Source organism: Photobacterium sp. TY1-4, from assembly GCF_025398175.1.
Taxonomy (GTDB): Bacteria; Pseudomonadota; Gammaproteobacteria; order Enterobacterales; family Vibrionaceae; genus Photobacterium.
This window is the reverse complement of the sequence record NZ_CP099734.1, coordinates 2,949,858-2,975,039: the sequence shown is the minus strand read 5'-3', so window position 1 is coordinate 2,975,039 and position 25,182 is coordinate 2,949,858. Positions and strand designations below refer to the sequence as shown.

21 protein-coding genes are annotated in these 25,182 nt (G+C 55.7%); 16 read left to right on the top strand and 5 right to left on the bottom strand.

Annotated elements, in window-relative coordinates; genetic code table 11:
* Positions 1–37: 37 nt before the first annotated feature.
* Genes thrA through thrC form a run of 3 tightly spaced genes read left to right on the top strand, consistent with a single transcriptional unit; the run spans position 38 to position 4,744 of the window.
* Positions 38–2,497 carry a bifunctional aspartate kinase/homoserine dehydrogenase I gene (thrA, locus tag NH461_RS13875; protein WP_261600915.1) on the top strand — a complete coding sequence of 820 codons (2,460 nt, stop codon included), beginning with the start codon at positions 38–40 and terminating at the stop codon, positions 2,495–2,497.
* 1 nt (position 2,498) lies between these two features.
* Positions 2,499–3,455: a homoserine kinase gene (gene thrB / locus NH461_RS13870; protein ID WP_261600914.1), complete on the top strand. Its 957-nt coding sequence runs from the start codon at positions 2,499–2,501 to the stop codon at positions 3,453–3,455.
* Between the two features lie 2 nt (positions 3,456–3,457).
* A complete protein-coding gene (thrC, locus tag NH461_RS13865) occupies positions 3,458–4,744 on the top strand; it encodes a threonine synthase (RefSeq protein WP_261600913.1) in 1,287 nt (428 codons plus the stop codon).
* A gap of 240 nt (positions 4,745–4,984) precedes the next feature.
* Here thrC and grcA read toward each other — a convergent pair whose 3' ends face one another.
* Complete coding sequence (grcA, locus tag NH461_RS13860; RefSeq protein ID WP_261600912.1) at positions 4,985–5,362, bottom strand: autonomous glycyl radical cofactor GrcA; 378 nt, start codon at positions 5,360–5,362, stop codon at positions 4,985–4,987.
* Between the two features lie 306 nt (positions 5,363–5,668).
* Here grcA and nfo point away from each other — a divergent pair, with 306 nt between their 5' ends.
* The 3 genes from nfo to NH461_RS13845 all read left to right on the top strand — a co-directional run bounded on the left by nfo (position 5,669) and on the right by NH461_RS13845 (position 8,278).
* Positions 5,669–6,523, top strand: coding sequence for a deoxyribonuclease IV (gene nfo, locus NH461_RS13855; RefSeq protein WP_261600911.1), 855 nt, complete (start codon positions 5,669–5,671; stop codon positions 6,521–6,523).
* A gap of 429 nt (positions 6,524–6,952) precedes the next feature.
* Entirely contained in the window at positions 6,953–7,624 is a 672-nt protein-coding gene (gene ung, locus NH461_RS13850; protein WP_261600910.1) for a uracil-DNA glycosylase, read from the top strand.
* A gap of 120 nt (positions 7,625–7,744) precedes the next feature.
* Positions 7,745–8,278, top strand: a complete 534-nt coding sequence (locus NH461_RS13845) for a hemerythrin domain-containing protein (protein ID WP_261600909.1) — start codon at positions 7,745–7,747, stop codon at positions 8,276–8,278.
* A 115-nt stretch (positions 8,279–8,393) separates the two neighbouring features.
* On the opposite strand, the gene NH461_RS13840 is transcribed toward NH461_RS13845, so the two are convergent.
* Entirely contained in the window at positions 8,394–8,573 is a 180-nt protein-coding gene (locus NH461_RS13840) for a DUF3545 family protein (RefSeq protein WP_261600908.1), read from the bottom strand.
* 497 nt (positions 8,574–9,070) lie between these two features.
* On the opposite strand from NH461_RS13840, the gene NH461_RS13835 reads away from it, so the two are divergent.
* Complete coding sequence (locus NH461_RS13835) at positions 9,071–10,501, top strand: alanine/glycine:cation symporter family protein (RefSeq protein ID WP_261600907.1); 1,431 nt, start codon at positions 9,071–9,073, stop codon at positions 10,499–10,501.
* A gap of 109 nt (positions 10,502–10,610) precedes the next feature.
* Positions 10,611–11,384, top strand: coding sequence for a peroxide stress protein YaaA (gene yaaA / locus NH461_RS13830; protein WP_261600906.1), 774 nt, complete (start codon positions 10,611–10,613; stop codon positions 11,382–11,384).
* A gap of 103 nt (positions 11,385–11,487) precedes the next feature.
* On the opposite strand, the gene srmB is transcribed toward yaaA, so the two are convergent.
* Together srmB and NH461_RS13820 are read right to left on the bottom strand one after the other, a co-directional pair.
* The gene (gene srmB / locus NH461_RS13825; RefSeq protein ID WP_261602916.1) at positions 11,488–12,717 is read right to left on the bottom strand and encodes an ATP-dependent RNA helicase SrmB; all 1,230 of its coding nucleotides are present in this window, start codon (positions 12,715–12,717) and stop codon (positions 11,488–11,490) included.
* Between the two features lie 170 nt (positions 12,718–12,887).
* Positions 12,888–13,610 (bottom strand): tRNA1(Val) (adenine(37)-N6)-methyltransferase, encoded by a 723-nt coding sequence (locus NH461_RS13820; protein ID WP_261600905.1) that lies wholly within the window; start codon positions 13,608–13,610, stop codon positions 12,888–12,890.
* A 483-nt stretch (positions 13,611–14,093) separates the two neighbouring features.
* Between NH461_RS13820 and brnQ the strand changes: the two genes are divergently transcribed.
* Entirely contained in the window at positions 14,094–15,383 is a 1,290-nt protein-coding gene (brnQ, locus tag NH461_RS13815) for a branched-chain amino acid transport system II carrier protein (protein WP_410000082.1), read from the top strand.
* A 111-nt stretch (positions 15,384–15,494) separates the two neighbouring features.
* Here brnQ and fldB read toward each other — a convergent pair whose 3' ends face one another.
* Positions 15,495–16,013 (bottom strand): flavodoxin FldB, encoded by a 519-nt coding sequence (gene fldB / locus NH461_RS13810; protein WP_261600903.1) that lies wholly within the window; start codon positions 16,011–16,013, stop codon positions 15,495–15,497.
* A 220-nt stretch (positions 16,014–16,233) separates the two neighbouring features.
* Between fldB and xerD the strand changes: the two genes are divergently transcribed.
* The 7 genes from xerD (at position 16,234) to NH461_RS13775 (ending at position 24,987) form a co-directional block, all read left to right on the top strand.
* Complete coding sequence (gene xerD, locus NH461_RS13805) at positions 16,234–17,115, top strand: site-specific tyrosine recombinase XerD (RefSeq protein ID WP_261602915.1); 882 nt, start codon at positions 16,234–16,236, stop codon at positions 17,113–17,115.
* 191 nt (positions 17,116–17,306) lie between these two features.
* Entirely contained in the window at positions 17,307–18,029 is a 723-nt protein-coding gene (gene dsbC / locus NH461_RS13800) for a bifunctional protein-disulfide isomerase/oxidoreductase DsbC (protein ID WP_261600902.1), read from the top strand.
* Positions 18,030–18,153: 124 nt separating this feature from the next.
* Positions 18,154–19,878: a single-stranded-DNA-specific exonuclease RecJ gene (gene recJ, locus NH461_RS13795; RefSeq protein WP_261600901.1), complete on the top strand. Its 1,725-nt coding sequence runs from the start codon at positions 18,154–18,156 to the stop codon at positions 19,876–19,878.
* A gap of 197 nt (positions 19,879–20,075) precedes the next feature.
* Positions 20,076–21,174 (top strand): peptide chain release factor 2 gene (prfB, locus tag NH461_RS13790; RefSeq protein ID WP_261600900.1). Its coding sequence is split into 2 segments (ribosomal slippage): positions 20,076–20,150 and positions 20,152–21,174, totalling 1,098 coding nucleotides; the frame shifts between segments, so codons are not numbered across the junction.
* A gap of 33 nt (positions 21,175–21,207) precedes the next feature.
* Entirely contained in the window at positions 21,208–22,713 is a 1,506-nt protein-coding gene (gene lysS, locus NH461_RS13785) for a lysine--tRNA ligase (RefSeq protein WP_261600899.1), read from the top strand.
* Between the two features lie 141 nt (positions 22,714–22,854).
* Positions 22,855–23,292: a hypothetical protein gene (locus NH461_RS13780; RefSeq protein WP_261600898.1), complete on the top strand. Its 438-nt coding sequence runs from the start codon at positions 22,855–22,857 to the stop codon at positions 23,290–23,292.
* Between the two features lie 420 nt (positions 23,293–23,712).
* Positions 23,713–24,987: a dicarboxylate/amino acid:cation symporter gene (locus NH461_RS13775; protein ID WP_261600897.1), complete on the top strand. Its 1,275-nt coding sequence runs from the start codon at positions 23,713–23,715 to the stop codon at positions 24,985–24,987.
* Positions 24,988–25,182: the final 195 nt, after the last annotated feature.

Sequence of the window (25,182 nt, the reverse complement as noted above, 5' to 3'; positions counted from 1 at the left end):
CAGGTCGTCAGTGAATACGGAACGTTGGGAGTAGGGAATGCGAGTACTAAAGTTTGGCGGCTCATCGCTAGCAGATGCGGATCGATTTTTACGGGCGGCAGAAATCATTGCCAATAATGCCCAGCAGGAAGAAGTGGCGGTGGTGCTGTCGGCACCGGGCAAGGTGACCAATAAACTGGTGTCGGTGATTGACAATACGGTGAAAACCGGGGAGTCCGAGTTGCAGCTTGCCGACCTGGAAGCGGTGTTTCATGACTTGTTCAGCGGACTGAAAGCGCGGGTGCCTGGCTTTGATAAAGCCCTGGTCGATGCCAAGCTGGCCAGTTCGCTGGGCCAACTGCGCCAGTATGTCCACGGCATGAAGCTGCTCGGCCTGTGCCCGGACAATGTCTATGCCAAAGTGATCAGCAAAGGTGAGCGCCTGTCGATTGTGGCGATGAAGGCGCTGCTCGAAGCCAAAGGCCAGCCAGCTAGCCTGATTGACCCGGTTGAGCGCCTGCTGGCGCATGGCGATTATCTGGAAGCACATGTCGATATTGAAGCCTCGACTCAGAATTTCGTGCAGTCGCCGCTGCCGCAGGGCCATGTCAATATTATGCCGGGCTTTACCGCCGGCAACGAAAAAGGGGAACTGGTGACGCTGGGGCGCAACGGCTCGGATTACTCTGCGGCCGTGCTGGCTGCCTGCCTGCGTGCCGAATGCTGTGAGATCTGGACCGATGTTGACGGGGTGTATAACTGCGATCCGCGTCTGGTGCCGGATGCCCGGTTGCTGAAATCGCTCAGCTACCAGGAAGCCATGGAGCTGTCCTATTTCGGTGCCTCGGTCCTGCACCCGAAAACCATCGCCCCGATTGCCCAGTTCCACATTCCGTGTTTAATCAAGAACAGTTTTAACCCGCAAGGGGCCGGTACCCTGATTGGCCAGGACACCGGGGAAGACAAGTTGGCGATCAAAGGGATCACCACGCTCAAGGATCTGACCATGGTCAACGTCTCCGGCCCGGGGATGAAAGGCATGGTCGGGATGGCGACCCGGGTGTTTGGTGCCATGTCGGCGGCCGGGGTGTCGATTGTGTTGATCACCCAGTCCTCGTCGGAATACAGCATCAGTTTCTGTATCGAGAGTGAGGACAAAGCGGTGGCCCGTGAGGCGCTGCACAATGTGTTTGAGCTGGAGCTTAAGGAAGGTTTGCTCGAGCCGGTCGAGTTTCTCGACAACTCCGCCATCGTCACCCTGGTCGGTGACGGCATGCGGACCTCCCGCGGCGTTGCCTCGCGCTTTTTCACCTCGCTGGCTGAAGTCGATGTCAATGTGATTGCCATTGCCCAGGGCTCGTCCGAGCGGGCGATCTCGGCGGTGATCCCGGCGGAGAAAGTTTCCGAAGCGGTCAAGGCGTGTCATGAAAATCTGTTTAACAGTAAGCACTTCCTCGATGTGTTCGTGATTGGGGTCGGTGGCGTCGGCGGCGAGCTGGTGGAGCAAATCCGCCGCCAGCAGGAAAAACTGGCCTCCAGCGGAATCGTGATCCGGGTGTGTGGTCTGGCCAACAGCAAAGGCCTGCTGCTCGACAGTAACGGCTTGCCGCTGGAAAACTGGCGCGATCTGATGGGCCAGGCCCATGAGCCGCTGACACTGGCGCGGATGATCCAGTTGGTGCAGCGCCATCATATTATCAACCCGGTGGTGATCGACTGTACGTCGGATCAAGGCATTGCCGAGCAATATGTGGACTTCTTGGCCGCTGGTTTCCACGTGATCACCCCGAACAAGAAAGCCAATACTGCCAGCATGGCCTACTATCATCAGCTGCGTCAGGCAGCCCGCGGGACTCGCCGTAAATTTATGTACGAGACCACCGTTGGTGCCGGGCTACCGGTGATTGAGAACCTGCAGAACCTGATGGCGGCCGGCGATGAGCTGGAGCGCTTCTCCGGGATCCTGTCCGGCTCGTTGTCTTATATCTTCGGCAAACTGGACGAGGGCATGAGCTTTAGCGAGGCAACCACCGTGGCGCGCAATAACGGCTTTACCGAGCCGGATCCGCGTGACGATCTTTCCGGGATGGATGTGGCCCGCAAGTTGTTGATCCTGGCGCGTGAATCGGGACTGGCGCTGGAGCTGGACGATGTTGAGGTAGAGCAGGCGTTGCCGCCGGGCTTTGATGCGTCCGGGAGCGTCGATGAGTTTATGGCCCGCCTGCCGCAGGCCGATGCTTACTTTAGCCAGTTGTCGGCTGAAGCTGCGGCGGAAGGAAAAGTGCTGCGTTATGTCGGAGAGATCGATCACGGTCGTTGCTCGGTGAAGATCGCGGCGGTAAACCCCGACGATCCGATGTTCAAAATTAAAGACGGTGAGAATGCCCTGGCCTTCTACAGCCGTTACTATCAACCGATCCCTCTGGTGCTGCGCGGTTATGGCGCAGGCACGGAGGTGACAGCCGCCGGTGTGTTTGCCGATCTGATGCGGACCTTGGGCTGGAAGCTAGGAGTATAAAATGAGTGTTGTTGTTTATGCACCCGCCTCGATTGGCAATGTGAGTGTTGGTTTTGATGTCCTGGGGGCGGCGGTGTCCCCGGTGGACGGCACCCTGCTGGGCGATCGGGTCCAGGTCGCCGCCGGTGAGCAGCCCTTCTCGCTCCGCTGTGTCGGGCATTTTGTCGACAAGCTGCCGCAGGTGGCGGAAGAGAACATTGTTTATCGTTGTTGGCAGGTGTTTTGCCGCGAGCTGGAAAAGCGCGCGCTGCCGTGCCTGCCGGTGGCGATGACGCTGGAAAAGAATATGCCGATTGGCTCCGGGCTCGGCTCCAGTGCCTGCTCGATTGTGGCGGCACTGGATGCGCTGAACCGTTTTCACGATCTGCCGCTTGATGAAACCGAGCTACTGGCACTGATGGGCGAGATGGAAGCGGAGATCTCCGGCAGCCTGCACTATGACAATGTGGCCCCCTGCTATCTCGGCGGGCTGCAGTTTATGGTCGAGGAGCTCGGCATTATCAGCCAGTCGGTACCGTGCTTTGAACAATGGTACTGGGTGATGGCTTACCCGGGGATCAAGGTCCCGACTGCGGAAGCGCGGGCGATTTTGCCGTCACAGTACCGCCGTCAGGACGTGATTGCCCACGGCCGTTACCTGGGGGGCTTCATTCATGCGTGTCATACCCAACAACCTGAGTTGGCGGCGGCGATGATCAAAGATGTGGTGGCGGAGCCCTATCGTGAACGATTACTGCCGGGGTTTGCCGAAGCCCGGCAGTATGCGCTGCAAGCCGGGGCGTTGGCCAGCGGGATCTCCGGCTCCGGGCCGACCATGTTTAGCATCTGTAACGACATTGAAGTGGCCCAGCGTATTGCACGTTGGCTCGAAGCCCATTATGTTCAGAATGATGAAGGATTTGTCCATGTCTGCCAGCTGGACGGACAGGGATCACAAGTAACCGGAAGTGAGCTATAACCATGAAGTTGTATAACTTAAAAGAGCACCAAGAGCAGGTTTCGTTTGGCCAGGCGGTCCGTCAGGGACTGGGTCGTAACCAAGGTTTATTTTTCCCGAACGAGCTGCCGGAGCTGGGCGATATCGACAGCTTACTCGAGATGGATTTTGTCAGCCGCAGCAGCAAAATACTGTCGGCTTTTATCGGCGAGGAGCTGGCTGAGGAAACCGTAGCCCAGATGGTCTCGAATGCGTTTCATTTCCCGGCACCGGTCGCCAAAGTCAAAGACGGGGTCTATGCGCTGGAATTGTTCCACGGCCCGACCCTGGCGTTTAAGGATTTCGGTGGCCGGTTTATGGCCCAGTCGCTGGCCGCTGTCACCGACGATGACGGCCACATCACCATTCTAACCGCGACCTCAGGTGATACCGGCGCTGCGGTAGCCCATGCGTTTTACGGCATGGAGAAAATCAAGGTGGTGATCCTGTATCCGAAAGGCAAGATCAGCCCGCTGCAGGAAAAACTGTTCTGTACCCTGGGCGGTAACATCACCACCGTGGCTGTCGAGGGCACGTTTGATGACTGTCAGGCGCTGGTGAAGCAGGCGTTTGATGATGAAGCACTACGCCAGGAAGTGGGCCTGAACTCGGCCAACTCGATCAACATCAGCCGCCTGATGGCGCAGATTTGCTATTACTTTGAAGCGGTGGCGCAACTGCCGAAAGCCGAGCGCGAGAACCTGGTGGTGTCGGTCCCGAGCGGTAACTTCGGCAACCTGACGGCCGGGCTGCTGGCCAAAGCACTCGGCTTGCCGGTCAAACGCTTTATTGCCGCCACCAACGTCAATGACACTGTCCCGCGTTACCTGAAAGACGGTGAGTGGGCGCCGAAGCCGACGGTACCGACGCTGTCCAACGCCATGGATGTCAGCCAGCCGAATAACTGGCCGCGAATTGAAGAACTGTGTCAGGTGAAAGGATGGGGCCTGAGTGAGCTGGGTTATGGCGCGGTGACCGATGCCCAGGCGAGTGAGACCCTGCGTCAGATGGATGCCGAAGGCTATTTGTGTGAGCCGCATGGCGCGATTGCGTACCGGGTCCTGACCGAGCAACTGGCTGAAGGTGAAACCGGTCTGTTCCTGTGTACCGCTCACCCGGCGAAGTTCAAGGAAGTCGTTGATGAGATCCTGGGCAAAGATATTGCGCTGCCGGGTCCGCTGGCCAAGCACAATGCCATGGCGCTGTTGTCGCTGGAGCGCGACAATGATTTCGAGCAGCTGAAGGCAGTCCTGCGTAGCGTGCAGGGCTAACTGAAACGGCTTTGAATCAGGCTTGAGCTTGGGGAACTTCCTTGAGCAGAACTGAAAAAACACCAGTCGGTTGGTTCCGGCTGGTGTTTTTGTTTGTGCTCAGGTGACATTGGATCGCGGTGAGAGGGCTTCGTATGATCCGGAGCGTCAACCTGCCGCCAACCAAAAACGGCACCCTCGGGCGCCGTTGTTGATCTGTTTTTCTACGATCCGTTTTCTACGATCTGCTTTTGCCGGAAATTACAGGCTGTTGGTGAAGGTACGGGCAATCACGTCCTGCTGCTGCTCACGGGTCAGTGAGTTAAAGCGAACGGCGTAGCCGGAAACGCGGATGGTCAGTTGTGGGTATTTTTCCGGGTGCTTGGCCGCATCTTCCAGAGTTTCGCGCTTGAGCACATTCACGTTCAGGTGCTGGCCGCCTTCAATCTTCGTCGGCGCTTCGATAGCCACTTCACGGAACTCATATTCGCCCAGATCAGCAGCAGGGATAACCTGGTCTGCTTCGTAACCAGCTTTCGCTGCAACGCAACGCGCTTCATTGTTTTCTGTATCGAGTAGCCAGATCGAGTTGAGTAGATCGTCGTTTGCTGCTTTTGTAATTTGAATACCAGTGATCATGACTTACGCCTCCGCAGGATGTCGTTTAATTATTTCGATTTCGGTGTCGAGCTGGGTAATATATAACCGGTTTGCGATATGCTGTCGTTGATTTGGATCAATTTACAAAAATAAACCCATATTTAAAAAGTGGTTTTATTTTGAGTTTGGTCAATAAATTATTAATTTAGATATATTTATTGGGTTTATGTATAAATTCAGCGTTTAATCAAAATCCGATATTTTGGTAATTTTACTACATTTTAAGGTCCTGCGGCTTGAGCCGTGGCGGCCTCCGGCAGGGGAACTTGTCGACAAAGGAGCACCATGAAGTTTATTGGAGCACATGTTTCCGCCGCGGGCGGCGTGTTCAATGCGCCGCAGAATGCGGCCCAAATCGGGGCCAATGCCTTTGCCCTGTTTACCAAAAACCAACGCCAGTGGGTTGCCAAGCCGCTGACGGCGGATGTGATTGATGCCTTCAAAGCCCGCTGTCGCCAATATGGCTTTCGGCCGGAAATGATTCTGCCGCATGACTCTTACCTGATTAATCTCGGCGCCCCTGAGGCGGAGAAGCTGGAGAAATCGCGCCAGGCATTCATTGACGAAATGCAGCGCTGTCAGCAGTTGGGGCTGACTTTGCTGAATTTCCATCCGGGTAGCCATCTGAAGCAGATCTCGGAGCAGGCGTGCCTGGCGCTGATCGCCGAGTCGATCAATGTTGCGCATGCCGCTGTGCCGGATGTGGTCGCTGTGATTGAGAATACGGCCGGGCAGGGCACCAACCTGGGCTGGCGCTTTGAACACCTGGCCGCCATTATCGAGCAGGTCGAGGATCAATCCCGGGTCGGGGTATGTATCGATACCTGCCATACCTTTGCGGCCGGCTACGATTTACGAACCGAAGCCGCAACAGCAGCCACGTTTGCGGAATTCGATCAGGTGGTGGGGATGCAATACTTGCGGGGCATGCATCTCAATGACTCCAAAGGTGGACTCGGCAGCCGGATTGACCGCCACCAGTGCCTCGGCAAGGGGGAAATTGGCTGGGAATGTTTCCGCTACCTGATGCAAGACAGCCGATTTGATGACATCCCGCTGGTGCTGGAAACCATCCAGCCTGAGCGCTGGGCTGAAGAAATTGCGACGTTGCGTCGCTTTGCTGCAGCCGAAATGGCCTGATCCTGCCCGCACCGGCTTGGCGCAGATGTATCAAACCGGTGCGGCTTGAGGGAGAACTACAAGAGAGTATGGTCTTTAATTGTTTGATTTTATTGTATTTTTGTCCCGATCGCTATCGTGGCATACATTTTTCATGGGTTGCTTTGAACATCTCACAGAGGCGGCAGCAGCGATGGCGACAGAATCAGGCACTTATCATTCCATTCGTTTTCCTCAGGCAAATCGTCCGGTACAGGGGCGCGGGCATTGGCGAACGCCACAGCGCCGGACTGTCCCGCCGGTCGAACCATAAGAGTTCAACCCGGCCCGGGCTTGACGTGGACCCGGCCCGGGTCTGGGCTTAGTCCGGTGCTTGGTGGCTGTATCTTCTTGTCCGAAAGCGCTCTAAAATAGGCGTTTGAGTGAATTTTCAGGAGTCACCACAGCCTTATGATGAGCTGGCAGGACATTCTTACCCGCGAGCAGGCGGAGCCTTATTTTCAGCAACTGACGCAGACGCTGGCAGATGAACGTGCGGCAGGCAAAGCCATTTATCCGCCGGAGTCGGAAGTCTATCGAGCGTTTGACCTGACCCCGTTGTCTCAGGTGAAAGTGGTGATTTTAGGACAAGACCCCTATCACGGGCCGGATCAGGCACACGGGCTGAGTTTTTCGGTCAAGCCCGGGGTAAAGCCGCCACCGTCCCTGGCCAATATGTATAAAGAGTTGGCGACCGATATTCCGGGGTTTGAGATCCCGCAGCACGGCTGTCTGACCCACTGGGCCGAGCAGGGGGTGTTGCTGCTCAACACGGTGCTGACGGTAGAGCAGGGCAAGGCGCACTCCCATGCCAAGCTGGGTTGGGAAACCTTCACTGATCGGATCATTGAAGCGCTCGATCAGCAGCTTGAGGGCGTGGTGTTTCTACTGTGGGGCAGCCATGCCCAGAAGAAAGGCAAGAAAATTAACCGTGACAAGCACCACGTGCTGACCTCGGCGCATCCGTCTCCGTTGTCGGCCTATCGCGGCTTTTTCGGCTGTCAGCATTTCTCGAAGGCCAATGCACTGTTACGGCAGATGCACAAACCGGAAATCCACTGGGCGCTGAGCGGGACGGCGTGAGTCGGGTGTATGTCCATTTCGGATAAGTTGGTTATTAAATAATCAAGATCAAGGCATTATCGGTTTCCAGGGCTTACACTCAAAAGATGATGAGGAGAAGTATCTTGGGAGGGAACGATAATGATGCTGGAAAGTATTCACACCGAGCATGGCTACATCATCCGGCTGCTGAACATCCTGCAGCGCAAGCTGGTGGCCATTCAGCAAGGCAAGGACGTGGATTATCAGTTGATCAAAGATATTGTGGAATACCTGCAAAAACATGCTGAGTGTTGCCACCATCCGAAAGAAGACGTGCTGTACCACTATTACCAGTCCCATTATGCTGACAGTCGTGGGATGAATGATCTTGAAGCTGAGCACGTGGCGTTGGCCAAGCTGACGCAGGAGTTTTCGGAAACGGTGGATATGATCCTGATGGATGCGGTGATCCCGCTTGACGTGTTTGCAGCCAAGCTCAACACGTTCGTCAGCCGGCAAAAAGCACACCTGGAATTTGAGGAGAAATATATCTTTCCGCTGATCCGCAATACGTTTACGGCAGAGGATTGGGTCAATGTCTCGGCACAGTATGAGGAATGTATGTGTGATCCGCTGTTCGGCGATCAGGTCTCGGAGCGCTATCGTTCGCTGGCAGAACGGTTGAATGCCTGAGTCCGTGCGACTGGGCACAACAGGACAGGAAGGAACCGTCACTAGGCGTCAAAACGTGCCGGCGTCGTACCGGCGCGTGACGTTATCTGGGCATGATGTTGGAAATGAATCGTTTTTAGAAATCAATCTCGTCGGCATAGTCACGGAACATATCAATTTCTGCCAACTCTTTGCGAAGCCGCTGTTTGTCCTTGAGCGCTTCAATCTCACGCCACTTTCGCTTCACCGGCTTGCTGCGGCCCGCACGACGCGGCGTGTCTGTTGCAAGAATGTCATCGAATGCATAGCTATCCATAAAGCACCTCTTTCTTACAGGTTGGTCTAAGTTAAATATCATACTGAAGCTAAAAATAAAATTACCATGTTTCGCAAATGTTACTCATTGATGAAATTTTTATGTGCAGATGATCGCAACTTGGATCAACTTGACTGAAATGTATTCAGTTTGCGCAGCAATTGCCGTCAGGATCGGCGGGCCGGACTGACCGTCAGAGTGTTGTGATTGGCTGTTGAGAGGGCGTTGGGCACATATTCTTAGTGAGCATATTGATTTTTGCCGGCGTTCTTTGCATGATCCTGCGCCACCTGCAGCAAGCGCCGTGGATGGTTCTCACATCCGGTCGCTGCGTTCAGGCCGTGCTGCCGTCTGCGATAGCACCTGCCTGTCTTAGCACTATAAAACAAAATAGCAATGAGAATGGTTGTGCCAAGCAACCCGTTTTTAAGGATCCGACCTGTGCACGAACGTGATGACGGGCTGGACTTGTTTTTGATGATTTTCAAGGGGTAGATGTGTCAAGCCAGATTAATTTTATCAACGATCTGTTATGGGGCTCCGTGCTCATTTATCTGCTGATTGGCGTCGGGGTTTTCTTTACCTATCGCCTGGGCTTTATTCAGTTTCGCCATTTTGGCCATATGTTCAGTGTGATGAAAAACAGCCGGAAGTCCGATCCGGCTGGGATCTCTTCTTTCCAGGCTCTGTGTACCAGCCTGGCGGCCCGGGTCGGCACCGGGAACATGGCCGGGGTCGCGGTGGCCCTGACGTTCGGCGGACCGGGGGCGATTTTCTGGATGTGGCTGATTGCTATGCTGGGTATGGCGACGGCATTTGCCGAGAGTGCCCTGGCTCAGTTGTACAAGACCCGTGATGACGATGGCAACTATCGTGGTGGCCCGGCTTATTACATGGAAAAAGGGCTGGGAATGCGGTGGATGGGCGTGGTGTTTTCCGTTTGTCTGATCATTGCTTTCGGCCTGGTGTTTAATTCCGTTCAGGCCAATTCGATCACCCAGGCGATGAACGTGGCGTTTGGCTGGAATCCGACTTATGTCGGGGTTGGCCTGGTGATGATGGCCGGGGTGATTATTTTTGGCGGCATGCGCGCCATTGCCCGTACGGCTGAAGTGCTGGTTCCGGCGATGGCCTTGTGTTACCTGCTGCTGGCGCTGTACATCATGGCGATGAACCTGGAAAAGCTGCCGGAGATCCTGGGGATGATTTTCCGCAGCGCATTTGGCCTGCAGGAAGCGGCTTCGGGCGCGCTGGGCTACTCGATCGCCCAGGGGATGATCAACGGGCTGCAGCGCGGCTTGTTTTCCAATGAGGCCGGGATGGGCTCGGCGCCGAATGCCGCGGCTTCGGCCACGCCTTACCCGCCGCATCCGGCGTCTCAGGGCTATGTACAGATGCTGGGGGTGTTTATGGACACGTTGGTGATCTGCTCGGCGACGGTGGCGATTATCCTGATGTCGGGAGAGTATGTACCGCACGGCGAAGTGACCGGGATCGAACTGACCCAGCGCGCCCTGAGCGCCCAGGTCGGCGATTGGGGCGCGGTGTTCATCGCGGTGGCGATTTTCTTCTTTGCCTTTACCTCGCTGGTGGCCAATTATTCTTATGCGGAAACCAACCTGATCTTCCTGGAGCATAACCACAAGGCCGGCCTGACGGTATTCCGGATGGTGGTGCTGGGCATGGTGATGTTCGGTGCGGTCGCCGATCTGCCGACGGTGTGGAAGATGGCGGACATCTCGATGGGGATGATGGCGATCATCAACCTGCTGGCAATTGTGCTGCTCTCGGGCACGGTGGTGAAGCTGGCCCGCGATTACAACAAGCAGCTGAGCCTGGGCAAGGTGCCGACCTTCGACAGCAATGACTACCCGGAGCTGCATGCTCAGTTGGAAGAAGGGATTTGGGATCAGTCAGACAAGCGTTAATCGCTGCTGCCTATCCGAGAAATCGACAAAGCCACGCGACAATCGCGTGGTTTTTTTTGTTAGCAATGTTACCCTTCTGGGGAATGAACCTTTACGGGAAGAACAGCTTATGTTGATTGTGGTGTCACCCGCCAAAACGCTAGATTATGAATCGCCGCTGGCGACGCAGACCTACACCCAGCCGGCGCTGACCGACCATGCCGCTGAACTGATCGCCGTCTGCCGCGAGCTGACGCCGATGGATATCGCGAGCCTGATGAAGGTCAGCGACAAGATTGCCGGTCTCAATGCAGCCCGGTTTGCGGACTGGCAGCCGGACTTTACTCCGGACAACGCCCGTCAGGCGATCCTGGCGTTTAAGGGGGATGTCTATACCGGGTTAGATGCCGAGACCATGAGTGAAGCCGATTTTGCCTATGCCCAGCAACACCTGCGGATGCTGTCCGGGTTGTACGGGCTGCTGCGCCCGCTCGATCTGATGCAGCCGTACCGTCTGGAAATGGGGACCAAGCTGGCGAACCCGCGCGGCGCGAATCTGTATCAGTTCTGGGGCGGGATCATTACGGATATGCTCAACGAGGCACTCGCGGCACAGGGTGATAACATCCTGGTGAACCTGGCATCGAACGAGTATTTCAAGGCAGTCAAGCCCAAGCAACTCAACGGTGAGATGATCACCCCGGTGTTTAAAGACTGCAAGAACGGCCAGTACAAGGTGATCAGTTTCTATGCCAAGAAAGCCCGTGGCCTGATGGCTCGTTATATCATCGACAACCAGGTTGATTCGGTTGAGCAACTCAAGCAGTTCGATGTGGCCGGGTACTATTTTGCTGCGGATGAATCCACCGCCAAAGAGCTGGTGTTTAAACGCGAAGCGCAGTAACAGACCGAGAGTCTTGATGAAAAAAACGGGCCGGTAAACACCGGCCCATTTGTTATGTCGCGGCTGCCCGCTGAGAAACAGCGAAGCCGTTCAAGCCATTGACTTACTTCTTGGCTTTTTTCTTTTTCGCCGTCGCTGGTTTCTTGTCGACTTTTTTCTTGGTCTTCTTTTTCACCGTCGATGGCTTCTTATGCTGCGGGCGCATGCCTTCGATGAAGCGCTCCGGCACTTCTTCTTTCATGTAACGGCTGACCCGCTCAATCATCGACTGATCGTGGGCTTCAATCAGGGAAATCGCGGTGCCTTTTTTCCCGGCGCGGGCGGTTCGGCCGATCCGATGCAGGTAGATATCCGCAGTGCGCGGCATATCGAAGTTGATCACGTGGCTGACGTCTGGCAGATCGATCCCGCGGGCGGCGACATCGGTGGCAATCAACACGTTGACCGTCCCGTCCCGGAAGCGGCTGATGGCGTTGTTGCGCGATGCCTGGGCCATTTCGCCCTGGATCCAGCAGCATGGGATTTTCATCGCCGCCAGCTGATCGCGCAGGGTTGCCAGGCGCTCACGGGTTTTGACAAAGATGATCGTCCGCTCAGCCTGGTGCTTGAGGATGTGCTCCAGCAGGGCCAGCTTGTGTTCCATCTGATCGCAGCGGTGGTAGATTTGGTGGATCTTCTTGCGCTCACGACGCGGCGGCTCGGCGTTGACTTCAACCGGCTCACTCAAAATGGTGCGGGAGAAGTCGCGTACGCCTTTGCCTTCTAAAGTCGCGGAGAACAACAGGCTCTGGCGGCGCCAGCGGCATTCGTTATGCAGCCGCTCAACGGTTTTGCCAAAGCCCATATCCAGCATCCGGTCGGCTTCGTCGAGGATCAGGCATTCAATGGCCCGGCAGTCAAAACGCTCGGCCTCGATGTACTCCATCAGGCGGCCCGGGGTCGCAACCACGATATCCTGAGTTTTGCCCAGCAGCTCGGCGTGCTCGTCGTAGGAAATACCGCCGGTGATGGTAAAGATTTTCAGGTCGGTAAACTGGGCCAGAGCGCGGGCCTGATCGGCAACCTGAATCGCCAGCTCACGGGTCGGCGTCAGTACCAGTACCCGGGCCGGTCCCGGCTTCTTGCGCGGAAAATCCTGCAGGTGCTGGATCATCGGCAATAGAAAAGCGGCCGTCTTTCCGGTGCCGGTCGGAGCGGAAGCCAGTACATCTCGACCGTCCATGGCATGAGGGATAGCCTGGGCTTGAATCACGGTTGGGCGATCGTAGCCGATTTTTTCAATCGCGCGTAATAGCTCGCTATCTAGCTCTAATTCGGAAAAGTCTCTCACCAGTCGTTTCTCCTCGGGAATAAGACGAACGCCGGTCATGCGGGGTGGCTCTGTCGGCACATGACCAAAATGCAGGAACATAAGGGGCGGCATTATAGAGATTATTGCCGCTCCGATCACCGTTTCCCGGTAAAAACTTTCGCCGGGCCAATTTGCCCTGGTAACGCCGCCAGTTACAGCTTGAGGTAAAAATCCCGGGTCAGCGCGCAGAAAGCTTCCGAATACTCCCCTTGGTGGTGAATGGACAGGTGCTCAACCGGGGGCGGGCTCGCGGTCGGCACCGGGGAAAGCGCGATCAGCAGGCGGCTGACGGGTTTGCGCTCGGTGCTGCGGATTTCGCAGATCCGGTGGCAGAACAGCTGGTGGCTTTCGGCCTCGCGGAGCAACTGGCGGCCTTCATAGGCCGGTAAAATCAGGCTGGCCTGGCCGGTCTCCTCCAGCAAGTGGCGGATGGTGGCCAGCAGGCGGTCATGGCTTAAGGTCTCGGTATGGCGGGCAGTGGCGCGGGACGGGCAACTGGCTTGCTGGCCATGGTTAAAATAGGGCGGATTGCACACGATGGCGGCGAAGCTGCCGGCAGGTTGCTGCGCGCCCCAGGCCGTCACATCCTGCGCCGTGCTGTGTAACCGATCGGCCCAGGGAGAGTGGGCGAAGTTGTTGCTGGCGGCCTGGGCTGCCTGCGGGTCGATATCGATAGCCGTGATCCGGGTTTGGCTGTGAGCTGTGCGCTGGGCGGCCATCAGGGCCAGCAATCCGCTGCCGGTGCCGATGTCGAGGAGCGGACCGTGGAGCGGCAGCGATGCCCAGGCACCGAGCAAGACACCGTCGGTGCTGACTGGCATGCCGCAGCCGAAATCATCGATGTGAAATTGTTTGAATGTAAAGCCTTTGGCCATGGTGTCTACCGTAGAACGCTGTGTTGCAATTGGGGTCAGGGCACAGGGGCAGCCCACTGTGTGTGGCGGCCATTATAGCGGGGATTGCCGGGCGGAGCAGCCCCGGTGGCTGCAGTGTGCTTTCGCCCCGGTGGTTGATGTGGATGTGGGAGATTTGGTGTGATTGATTCGTTGTTATATTGTATTTTTTGTTAATCATAGCAATTGATGCTGTTTGATATCTTTTTGATAACATAAGTTTATTAGCTACATGCTCTGCAAGTGAATTTCAATTTGGTTGAATGTGTTGGTTTTTTTGTGATGTAGCCAAAGATTGTGGTGTTTTTGACTGTGTGGTTGCTTATTGTTCTCTTTTTCTTCATTATGCTGCGAGGCATATCACATTTAGCAATAAGTCATGAATGCCATATAACTCTAATATCGCAGACACATCATACAGATAACAAACGAGTGGGAAGGTGCAGTTTGAATAAAACACTCAAAATGACAGACATAATGGCGCTGGGTTTCATGACCTTTGCGTTTTTCCTCGGTGCCGGCAACATCATCTTTCCGCCCCAGGCGGGTTTGGCGGCTGGCGACAACCTGCTGCCGGCGATGTTCGGTTTCCTGGCCACCGCGGTTGGCTTGCCGCTGATCGGCATTATTGCGGTCGCGGTTGCCGGCGGTGGCTGGCAAGGTTTGACCCGTGACTTGCCACCGGCGGTGGCGACCCTGATGGCTGTGCTGATCTTCATTATTATTGGTCCCGCTTTTGCAGCACCGCGTACAGGTCTTGTGGCATACGAAATGGCAGTGAAGCCGTTTATCGCCGATGCCGGGCAAACCAGCCTGACGGTTTTCTCCGTCATTTTCTTTGCTGTCGCCCTGTTTTTTGCCTGGTCGCGCGGCAAGTTGATTGACATGATCGGGAAGTTCCTGACCCCGGCGCTGTTTGCAGTGCTGGCAGTGCTGGCCGTGGCTGTCTTTATCAACCCGCAGGGCGAGATTCTGGCGGCGCAGGGTGATTACGCCAACATGGCATTCACCAAAGGCTTCCTGGAAGGTTACAACACCATGGATACCTTCGCGGCCCTGATGTTCGGGATGCTGATTGTGGATGTGATCCGCAAGAAAGGGGTGACGGACGACAAAGCGACCTGCACCTACCTGATCTATGCCGGTGTTATTGCGGCTGCAGGTTTGGCGTTCGTATACATTTCCCTGTTCTACCTGGGCGCAACCAGTTCAGCCGTCGCTGCTGGTGCCGATAACGGCGGTGCGATCCTGGCATCCTATGTACAGGCCTTGTTCGGTCCGGTTGGCCAGATCATCCTGTCGACGATTGTGTTGCTGGCCTGTCTGACCACGGCGATCGGCCTGATCAGTGCGTGTGCGGACTACTTCAGCTCGCTGACGAAGCTGAGCTATGAAAAGTGGGCTGTGATCCTGGCTGTAGTGTGTGCCGTGGTTGCCAACGTTGGCCTGAACCAGCTGATTGCGCTGTCGATCCCAGTGCTGTTTGCGCTGTACCCGGTGGCCGTTGCCCTGGTTGCCCTGACCTTTGTGCGTCGCAAGATGGCCAATCCGCGCATGGGTTACCGCATGGTGCTGCTGGTATCGCTGTTGTTCAGCCTGATCGATGCGGCGAAGTTTGTCGGCATTGACGTGTCCGCGCTGAACGTGTTGCCACTGTTCGAGTACGGCATGGCGTGGGTGCTGCCGACGCTGGCGGCGCTGGTGATGTCATTCTTTATTGGCGGCACTGAGCAGGCAGAAGCTCGCACGGCCTAAACTGCCAAGTGACTGAATACGAAAACGGGATGCCTTGGCATCCCGTTTTGCTTGGCGAATCTCGCCGGATCGGGTGTCCCCTGGACGGGGTTGTCTCGTCGGGGAAGCCCGTCAGAGTGTCTCGCTGTACTCGGTCAGGATTTGTTCGCACCACTGGGTAATGCGGTCATCGCTCAGCTCGTACTGGCTGTCTTCATCCAGGGCCAGACCGACGAAGAATTTCCGATCGTCAGTCAGGGCTTTCGAGGCTTCAAAGGTGTAGCCTTCGTTCGGCCAGTAGCCGACATACTGAACGCCGGTCGGCAGCAGTTGATCATGCAGCATGCCCATGGCATCGAGAAACCACTCGGTATAGCCTTCCTGATCGCCCAGGCCAAACAGGGCCACGGTTTTACCGCTCAGCGACAGTCCGTCCAATTGATCCCAGACGGCTTCCCAGTCTTCCTGCAGCTCACCGAAATCCCAGGTTGAAATCCCCAGGATCAGCATGTCGAAATCATTCATCGTGCTGGGATCTGTTTCTTTGATGTTGTGCATTTCGACCAGCTCAGCGCCGATACACTCCCGGATTTTCTCTGCCGCCATTTCGGTATAACAGGTGGTTGAGCCGTAGAATAAGCCAATTTTCATGCTGCGAGTCCAGTTGCTTTGTGCAGTTTAACAATACCGGGGATTTTACCTAGGTTGACGCCGGTTGCCTAATGCTGTCGCTGCCGGCCGCCGCCATGATGACTTTTCCTGACAGAAGAGCCGTTGCTTTTGCCGGGAAATCCACTACCATGTCGAAAAGTACTGTTTATTTATCCATGTCTTTGTGGATATAGGTGAGGCGCGCGTGGAAAACGATGCAATGCTGCTGGAGCAGTTTCTGGATGCCATGTGGATGGAGCGGGGGCTGTCGGAAAATACACTGACGTCGTATCGCAATGATTTAAATAAGCTCTGTCACTGGATTGAGCAAGAGCGCAGCAGCCTGAGCTCGGTGTCGGTCGATGACTTGCAACGCTATCAGCAATGGCTGTTCGATGCGGATTACAAACAGACTTCCCGGGCCCGGATGTTGTCGGCGATCCGCCGTCTGTTCCAGTATCTGCACCGGGAGAACATCCGGGAGGATGATCCCAGTGCGTTGCTGATCAGCCCCAAGTTGCCCAAGCGGCTGCCGAAAGACATCACCGAAGCCCAGGTGGATGCGCTGCTTGAGGCGCCGGATCCGAACGATCCGATTGAGCTGCGGGATAAGGCGATGCTGGAGCTGCTGTATGCCACCGGGTTGCGGGTGACTGAGCTGGTCAGCCTGACGATGGAAAATGTCAGCCTGCGCCAGGGCGTGGTTCGGGTCACCGGCAAGGGCGATAAAGAGCGCCTGGTGCCGATGGGCGAGAATGCGGTGGACTGGATCGAACAGTTCCTGGCCAGCGGCCGTCCGACGTTGCTGGGCGAGAAAAGCTCGGATGTGGTGTTTCCGAGTAAGCGCGGTAAGCAGATGACCCGCCAGACCTTCTGGCACCGGATCAAACACTATGCGCTGATTGCCGGGATCGATGCCGACACGCTGTCGCCGCACGTGATGCGCCACGCGTTCGCCACCCATCTGCTCAATTACGGCGCAGATCTGCGGGTGGTACAAATGCTGCTGGGCCACAGCGACTTGTCGACCACCCAGATTTATACCCATGTCGCCACCGAGCGCCTGAAACAACTGCATCAGACGCACCATCCGAGGGCCTGATTTGTGTCCCAGACCAGAGTCGGTACAATGCCTTAAGTTGGTGACAGGCTGATGATGCACTTATACTCAAAAGGTTCGAGGTGGGTCACGGGTTACCCGGTCATTGCCGGCGGGGATTGAACTTCGAAAGATTTCCGGACTCTGAGGGTCTTACTGGTTTCTATATTTTTGCTGAATGAAGGAAAGAGTCGATGCACTTATTGGGTCGTACGATACTTGCAACTGCGGTCGCGATGACGGCGTTTACGGCGGCTGCCAAACCGGATGAAGCTGCGATCAAGCGTAAACTGGGGGCCATCGGCCTGGCACCGTCGTCGATCAGCAGCTCGCCCATGCCGGGGATGAATGAAGCGGTCACCGAGCGCGGCATCGTCTATGTTTCTGACGATGGAAACTATTTCCTGGTGGGCCATCTGTATGACAATGCCGCTGCCAGCCCGGTCAACCTGACCGAGCAGAAAATGGCGCAGCTCAACAAGGCGAAACTGGCCGGAATGGAAGATGAGATGATTGTCTATCCGGCCAAAGATGAAAAATATGTGGTGACTGTCTTTACTGACACCACCTGTGGTTACTGCCGCAAGCTGCACAGTGAGATGCAGGCTTACAATGATGCCGGGATCACCATTCGCTACCTGGCGTTTCCGCGCGGCGGCGAGCGCTCGCGGAACTTTGGCGAGATGAGCGCAATCTGGGCAGCGAAAGATCCGGCGAAAGCCATGGATGCAGCCAAAGACGGCAGTTTCGATGCCAACGGCCAGCCGCAGCGCGCGGATCTGGTGCGCAAGCACTATGAGCTGGGCGTTGCCATGGGTGTGAACGGCACGCCGGCTCTGGTCCTGGAAGACGGCACCATGCTGCCGGGCTACCAACCGGCCAGCCGACTGCGTCAGCTGCTGGACAGCCGCGGCTAAGTCCGGGCAGCTCAGCCAACCTCAATCAGACCCGGCTTCGTGTCAGCGAAGCCGGGTTTTTTATCGCGGTTGGATGGTATACTCCCCCTCAATTTTCTTGATTTGGTACAGAGCGCACCTTGTTATGATTGAAATAAAACGTCGTCCGGCGGCGGATACCAGCGGCTTTTCCGATGCCATCCATCCGTTGCTGAAACGCATTTATGCCAGCCGGGGCGCGACCACGGACCGCGATTTGGAGCGTGGTGCCCGTGGACTGCATGGTTTCAATCAACTCTACGGGATTGACGCTGCGGTGGCGCTGTTGGTGTCGGCGCTGGCCGAGCAGCGGCGGATCATCGTGGTCGGTGACTTTGATGCCGACGGCGCGACCAGCTCGGCGTTGTCGGTCTTGGCGCTGCGGATGCTGGGCAGCCGCAATGTCGATTACCTGGTGCCGAACCGGTTTGATGACGGCTACGGCCTGAGCCCGGAAGTGGTTGAGCAGGCCGAGGCGCGCGGTGCCGAGCTGATCATGACGGTCGATAACGGGGTCTCATCGATTGCCGGGGTGGCAGCCGCGAAAGCCAAAGGCATGCAGGTCCTGGTCACTGACCATCACCTGCCGGGCGACACCTTGCCGGATGCCGATGCCATCGTAAACCCGAACCTCCACGCGTGTGATTTCCCATCCAAGGCGCTGTGCGGGGTGGGTGTGGCGTTTTACCTGATGCTGGCACTGCGGGCTGCCTTGCGGGAAGCCAACTGGTTTGCTGAGCAGGGGCTGGCAGAGCCGAATCTGGCCGAGTTGCTCGATTTGGTGGCTCTGGGCACGGTGGCTGACGTGGTGGCGCTGGATGGCAACAACCGGATCCTGGTCCATCAGGGGTTGCAGCGGATCCGGGCCGGCAAGTGCCGTCCGGGGATCCGGGCGCTGATTGAGGTGGCCAACCGCGACCCGGCCAAACTGGTGTCGAGCGATCTCGGGTTTGCGCTCGGGCCGCGCATCAATGCGGCCGGGCGGCTGGATGATATGTCCTTCGGGGTGGAATTGTTGCTGTGCGATAACATGCCGGCCGCGCGGCGCATGGCCTCAGAGCTCGACGCGCTGAACCAGACCCGCAAGGAAATCGAGCTGGGCATGAAAGAAGAGGCGCTGGCAATCTGCGAGCGGCTCAAATTCAATCAGCAGGATATGCCCTATGGCCTGGCGCTGTTCCAGCGTGACTGGCACCAGGGCGTGATTGGGATTCTGGCCTCGCGGATCAAAGAGTTGTATCACCGCCCGGTGATTGCCTTTGCCGATGCCGGCAACGGCGAAATCAAGGGCTCCTGCCGTTCCATTCCCGGGCTGCACATGCGGGATGTGCTGGATGGGATTGATACCCAGAATCCGGGCATGATCCTCAAGTTTGGCGGCCACGCCATGGCGGCGGGGCTGACGATCCTGGAACCCCAACTCGAAGCGTTTAGCCGGGCGTTTGATCAGGCGGTGCGCCGTGAGCTGGATGAAGATGCCCTCAAAGGCGTGTTGCTAAGTGACGGGGAGTTGTCGCCGCAGGAGCTGAACCTGCCGACTGCCGAGCTGCTGCGCGCCGGCGGCCCCTGGGGCCAGCAGTTTCCGGAGCCGATGTTTGACGGTGTCTTCCGCCTGCTGCACCAGAAACTGGTGGGCGGCAAACACCTGAAAATGATGCTGGAGCCGGTCAATGGCGGCAGCGTGATCGACGGGATTGCCTTCAACGTCGATCTGCGGCGCTGGCCGGATGCCTCGGTACAACAGGTGCATCTGGTCTATCGGCTGGACGTCAACGAGTTCCGCGGTAACAGCAGTGCTCAGCTGATGGTGGAGCATCTCGAGCCGCAGTAAGCGCCGGATCCTTGCCCCGGGCCGCGCTGCAATGGCCGGTCCGGGAAAAACAGATTTTGCAAGTGAGCCCGCATGCTGTTTCTGTGATCGGGGTTAAATAATAAAAATCGCCGATTCCCTTTCTTCCCCTCTGTATATTCTATCTACAATTCGATAGAATCCTTCGGTTATGTCCATTTCGGCAGTGAAGATTGGCAATGTTCGAGATTAATCCTATTAAAAATCGTCTTGAGGATGTATCAGCGCGTACTGATGTCCTTAGGGGGTACCTTTGACTACGATGCTAAGAAAGAGCGTCTGGAAGAAGTCAATGCAGAGTTAGAGCAACCGGATGTATGGAACGAACCTGAGCGCGCCCAAGCGCTGGGGAAAGAACGTGCATCTCTGGAAGCGGTCGTGGAAACCATTAACCAGTTGGATCAGGGCGTCGAAGACGTCGAAGGTCTGCTGGAGCTGGCGGTTGAAGAAAACGATCAGGAAACGTTTGACGAGATTGAACCTGAGCTACAGGAGCTGGAAAGCAAACTGGAGCAACTGGAGTTCCGTCGGATGTTCGCGGGCGATCATGACAGCGCGGACTGTTATATCGACCTTCAGGCCGGCTCGGGCGGTACCGAAGCCCAGGACTGGACCTCGATGATGCTGCGCATGTATCTGCGCTGGGCGGAAGCCAAGGGCTTCAAGACCGAGGTGATCGAAGTGTCCGAAGGCGATGTTGCCGGTTTGAAATCGGCCACGGTCCGTATCAGCGGCGAGTATGCCTACGGTTGGCTGCGCACGGAAACCGGCGTTCACCGCCTGGTGCGTAAGTCGCCGTTTGACTCCGGCGGCCGTCGTCATACGTCGTTCGCTTCGGCGTTCATTTATCCGGAAGTCGACGAGAACATCGATATCGACATTAACCCGTCGGATCTGCGGATTGACGTGTACCGCGCCTCGGGTGCCGGTGGTCAGCACGTCAACACCACCGAATCTGCGGTACGGATCACCCACGTGCCAACCAATACCGTGGTGCAGTGTCAGAACGACCGCTCTCAGCATAAAAACAAAGATCAGGCCATGAAGCAGTTGAAAGCAAAACTGTTTGAGCTTGAGATGCAAAAGCAAAATGCTGAGAAGCAGGCCAATGAGGATGCCAAGTCTGACATTGGCTGGGGGAGCCAGATCCGTTCTTACGTCCTGGATGACTCCCGGATTAAAGATTTGCGTACCGGGGTGGAAAACCGTAACACCCAGGCCGTACTGGACGGCGACCTCGACCGTTTTATTGAAGCCAGCCTGAAATCTGGTCTGTAACCGACCTCGGTTAATGAATTTAAGGGTTCACCCATGACTGATCAATTACAAGATGAGAATAAGCTGATTGCTGAACGCCGTGCGAAACTGGATATGATTCGTGAAGGCTGTAAGGCAAATGGCCATCCCAATGAGTTCCGCCGTGATAGCCTGGCTGCTGATCTGCAGGCGCAGTTTGGCGAGTTGAGCAAAGAAGCACTGGAAGAAGCAGGCAACGTGGTTGCCATCGCGGGCCGAGTGATGGCCAAGCGTGGTCCATTCCTGGCGATTCAGGATGTTTCAGGCCGTATTCAGGCTTACGCCGCGAAAGATGTACAGAAAGAGCTGAAAGAAAAGTACTCAGGTCTGGATATTGGTGACATCATCGGTATTAAAGGTGCACTGCACAAATCAGGCAAAGGCGACCTGTATGTGAACATGGACGAGTACGTGCTGCTGACCAAAGCACTGCGTCCGCTGCCAGAGAAATTCCACGGCCTGACCGATCAGGAAATGCGCTACCGCCAGCGTTATGTTGATCTGATTGTGAACGAAGAATCACGCAACGCCATGATGATGCGCTCGAAAGTGGTCAGCGCGATCCGTAACTTCATGACCACCAAAGGGTTCATGGAAGTTGAAACGCCGATGATGCATGTCATCCCGGGTGGTGCGACGGCGCGTCCGTTCATTACCCACCACAATGCGCTGGACATCGATATGTACCTGCGTGTTGCACCGGAGCTGTATCTCAAGCGCCTGGTGGTGGGTGGCTTCGAGCGTGTGTTCGAAATCAACCGTAACTTCCGTAACGAAGGTTTGTCGCCGCGCCATAACCCGGAATTCACCATGATGGAATTCTATATGGCGTATGCGGATTATAAAGATCTGATGGATCTGACCGAAGAGATGCTGAGCGGCATCGCACTGGAACTGTGCGGCACGACGCAACTGCCATATGGTGACGAGACGGTCGACTTCGGTGGCCCGTATCCGCGCCTGAGCATGCTGGACGCGATCAAGCAGTACAACCCGAACCATGAAACCATTCAGAAGATGACTTACGCTGAAGTGAGCGACATCAACTTCATGCGTAACCTGGCGGAGTCGCTGAGCATTGCGGTTGAAAGCTTCTGGACCTGTGGTCAGATCCTGGAAGAAGTCTTTGGGGAAACCGCTGAGCCGAAACTGATCCAGCCGACGTTTATCACTGAGTATCCAGCCGATATATCGCCGCTGGCTCGCCGTAACGACGAAAATCCGTTCATCACGGATCGTTTCGAGTTCTTCATCGGTGGCCGTGAAGTGGCCAACGGCTTCTCGGAGCTGAACGATGCGGAAGATCAGGATCAGCGCTTCAAGGCTCAGGTGGATGCCAAAGATGCCGGTGATGATGAAGCCATGTTCTACGATGCCGATTACATCACGGCACTGGAGCACGGCCTGCCACCGACAGCAGGCCAGGGGATCGGGATTGACCGTCTGGTCATGCTGTTTACCAACACGCACACCATCCGTGACGTTATCCTGTTCCCGGCGATGCGTCCGCAACAGGGCTAACGGCCTGTTGGTTGTCTGAAAAAAGCCACCTTCGGTGGCTTTTTTTATTGCGGTTATGATCTGAAACTGATGCGACCTGTTGCATTTGTTTGGTGTATAATGCCGGCAGTTATTATGGATAATCAAATAGATAGATTGACTATGACTCGAATCGAAATCAAAACACGCACTGCCCTGATGGCTGTCGCAGCTGTTGTTCTTTCTGGTTGTCAGGCGATGAAGCTGACACCGCCGGCTTCAGATTTTGTCGGCAGTCTGCCGGATGAATACAAGGAAGAGCTGATTGCTCTCAATGACATCCCGTCCCAGCCGTTTCGTGGTGGGGTGCAGACCTTCCAGTTTGAGCCGCAGACCTCGCTGCTGACCGTGATCTACCGTTTGCCGAATCCGCGCTGGTACTGGAATACACATAAGGCGGATGCAGAGCAGGATGTCTTTCCGTATATCTGTGAACAGTTTGGCCGTCCGATCAGCGCAGGGCTCGGCGTGCGCTTCTGGTATTCCGGTAACGGCGGCTTTGCCACGGATGTTGTGACGGATGAAACTTGCCGCCAGCTCAACGCGGTTGAAGCGGGTTAACCCCCTGTGATCTGCCACGGCTTTGACCGCGGTGTCTCTGCCTGAGTCTCGCGATTCAAAGCCGTGATATCTATTTTCCGATAGTGGAAAAATTCCCCCAATTATCCTTATAGTGAATTTTTGAGTGTGACTGGATTCACATTAACGATAATTTAACGCCCGCCAAATAAAACAGTGTTCGCAGATTTTTTTGCTGAGTGCTTTATCTATAACCCCCGGATTTTAAACCGCTTTAGAGATTTATATTGTAATATGTATGATCTTTAAGCGTTTGTTTCATGCTCCATTGTTGTAACTACATTGTAAATATCTCGCTTTTCCCGGTTGTTGAACTGTGTAAAATGTCGCCTAACCCACGAGGAACAGTGGGAACAGGAAGTCAATAAATCCAATGCAAGCACAACAAACTGGAGATGGACGATGCAACAATCGCTATCAGGAAAAATCTTTGCAGGCCTTTTCGCGGGCCTGATCATCGGGACTGCGATTCAGTACCTGTTTAACGGCGTGACATTCATGGACACTTATGTCCTAGGGCTGGCGGAAGGTGCCGGCGGGATGTTTGTTTCACTGATTAAACTGCTGGTGGTTCCTTTAGTTTACGTTTCAATTGTATGCGGGATCGTTGAGCTGAAAGACATCACTGCATTTGGTCGCTTAGGTGGAAAAACTTTTGGTCTCTACATTCTGAACACCATTATTGCGATCGCTGCAGCATTGACGGTCGGGATGATCTTCCAGCCGGGTGCAGGTGCTGAGCTGGCCGGGAGCGTGTCGGAAGCCGTGGAACTGACCACGACTGAAACGCCGGATATCTTCTCGCTGATCGTCAACATTGTCCCGAGTAACCCGTTCCAGGCGTTTGCGGATGGCGACATGTTACAAATCATCTTTATGGCCATTCTGACCGGCCTGGCGATCCAGGCCCTGGATCATCGCGGTGGCCCGGCGATTCGCACCTTCAAGATGGCCAATGAGCTGATGATGAAACTGGTCGGCCTGGTGATGAGCCTGGCGCCTTACGGTGTCTTTGCGCTGATGGTGCAATTGGGCGCGACGCTGGATGCAGCCACGCTGATGTCCGTTGCGGGCTATGTGGCGCTGGTTGTGGCCATGCTGGTGTTCTGGATCTTTGTGTTCTATCCGATGATGGTTGGTCTGACGACAGGGATCAAGCCGACAGAGTTCCTGCGTCATACTCGTGAGCAGATCCTGTTTTCACTGTCGACGGCGAGCTCGAATGCGACCATTCCGGTCACCATGCGTACCCTGACTGACAAGCTGGGGGTGTCGAAATCTGTGGCCGGCTTCGGGGTACCGTTGGGTGCGACCATGAATATGTCCGGTGTGTCGATTTACATTACCCTGGCAACGCTGTTTGTTGCCAATGCCTTCGGTCAGCCGATTAATAGCGCGGACTTGGTGACCCTTGGCCTGACGATTCTGCTGCTGTCGATTGGTGCCGGTGGTGTTCCGGGGGGCGGTGTGGTGATGGTGGGTGTGTTGCTGCACCAACTGGGTCTGCCTGCTGAAGGCCTGGCAATTGTGGCCGCGGTTGATCGGATTAACGATATGTTCTGTACCAGCTCGAATGTGGTCGGTGACACTGCGGTGAACACCATTGTGGCCAAGAGCGAAAACGAGATTGGTGTTGAAACCGAGGACGCTCAGCCGGAGACGGTGACCGTGAGTTAACTCGCAACTAAATGCGGATGTTAAAGCGCCTTCGGGCGCTTTTTGCGTTTCAGGACCATAAATATAATCAAGCTACTATCAAAATGTTAATTATAATAGTAAACAAGTTGCAACATTTTTGGGCGGGTATTTGAGTGTCACGCGCTGAAACAGCAGTGCCATGGCGACACCATTGGCAGACCTGAGCGTGATGGG

Excerpts from the sequence above, each read along its gene's own strand:
- recJ (WP_261600901.1), top strand. The coding sequence starts at position 18,154 with ATGATTGAAATAAAACGTCGTCCGGCGGCGGATACCAGCGGCTTTTCC.
- yaaA (WP_261600906.1), top strand. The coding sequence starts at position 10,611 with ATGTTGATTGTGGTGTCACCCGCCAAAACGCTAGATTATGAATCGCCG.
- NH461_RS13775 (WP_261600897.1), top strand. The coding sequence starts at position 23,713 with ATGCAACAATCGCTATCAGGAAAAATCTTTGCAGGCCTTTTCGCGGGC.
- NH461_RS13820 (WP_261600905.1), bottom strand. The coding sequence starts at position 13,610 with ATGGCCAAAGGCTTTACATTCAAACAATTTCACATCGATGATTTCGGC.
- NH461_RS13780 (WP_261600898.1), top strand. The coding sequence starts at position 22,855 with ATGACTCGAATCGAAATCAAAACACGCACTGCCCTGATGGCTGTCGCA.
- nfo (WP_261600911.1), top strand. The coding sequence starts at position 5,669 with ATGAAGTTTATTGGAGCACATGTTTCCGCCGCGGGCGGCGTGTTCAAT.
- xerD (WP_261602915.1), top strand. The coding sequence starts at position 16,234 with ATGCTGCTGGAGCAGTTTCTGGATGCCATGTGGATGGAGCGGGGGCTG.
- dsbC (WP_261600902.1), top strand. The coding sequence starts at position 17,307 with ATGCACTTATTGGGTCGTACGATACTTGCAACTGCGGTCGCGATGACG.
- lysS (WP_261600899.1), top strand. The coding sequence starts at position 21,208 with ATGACTGATCAATTACAAGATGAGAATAAGCTGATTGCTGAACGCCGT.
- thrC (WP_261600913.1), top strand. The coding sequence starts at position 3,458 with ATGAAGTTGTATAACTTAAAAGAGCACCAAGAGCAGGTTTCGTTTGGC.
- ung (WP_261600910.1), top strand. The coding sequence starts at position 6,953 with ATGATGAGCTGGCAGGACATTCTTACCCGCGAGCAGGCGGAGCCTTAT.
- fldB (WP_261600903.1), bottom strand. The coding sequence starts at position 16,013 with ATGAAAATTGGCTTATTCTACGGCTCAACCACCTGTTATACCGAAATG.
- grcA (WP_261600912.1), bottom strand. The coding sequence starts at position 5,362 with ATGATCACTGGTATTCAAATTACAAAAGCAGCAAACGACGATCTACTC.
- thrA (WP_261600915.1), top strand. The coding sequence starts at position 38 with ATGCGAGTACTAAAGTTTGGCGGCTCATCGCTAGCAGATGCGGATCGA.
- thrB (WP_261600914.1), top strand. The coding sequence starts at position 2,499 with ATGAGTGTTGTTGTTTATGCACCCGCCTCGATTGGCAATGTGAGTGTT.
- NH461_RS13845 (WP_261600909.1), top strand. The coding sequence starts at position 7,745 with ATGATGCTGGAAAGTATTCACACCGAGCATGGCTACATCATCCGGCTG.
- brnQ (WP_410000082.1), top strand. The coding sequence starts at position 14,094 with ATGACAGACATAATGGCGCTGGGTTTCATGACCTTTGCGTTTTTCCTC.
- NH461_RS13840 (WP_261600908.1), bottom strand. The coding sequence starts at position 8,573 with ATGGATAGCTATGCATTCGATGACATTCTTGCAACAGACACGCCGCGT.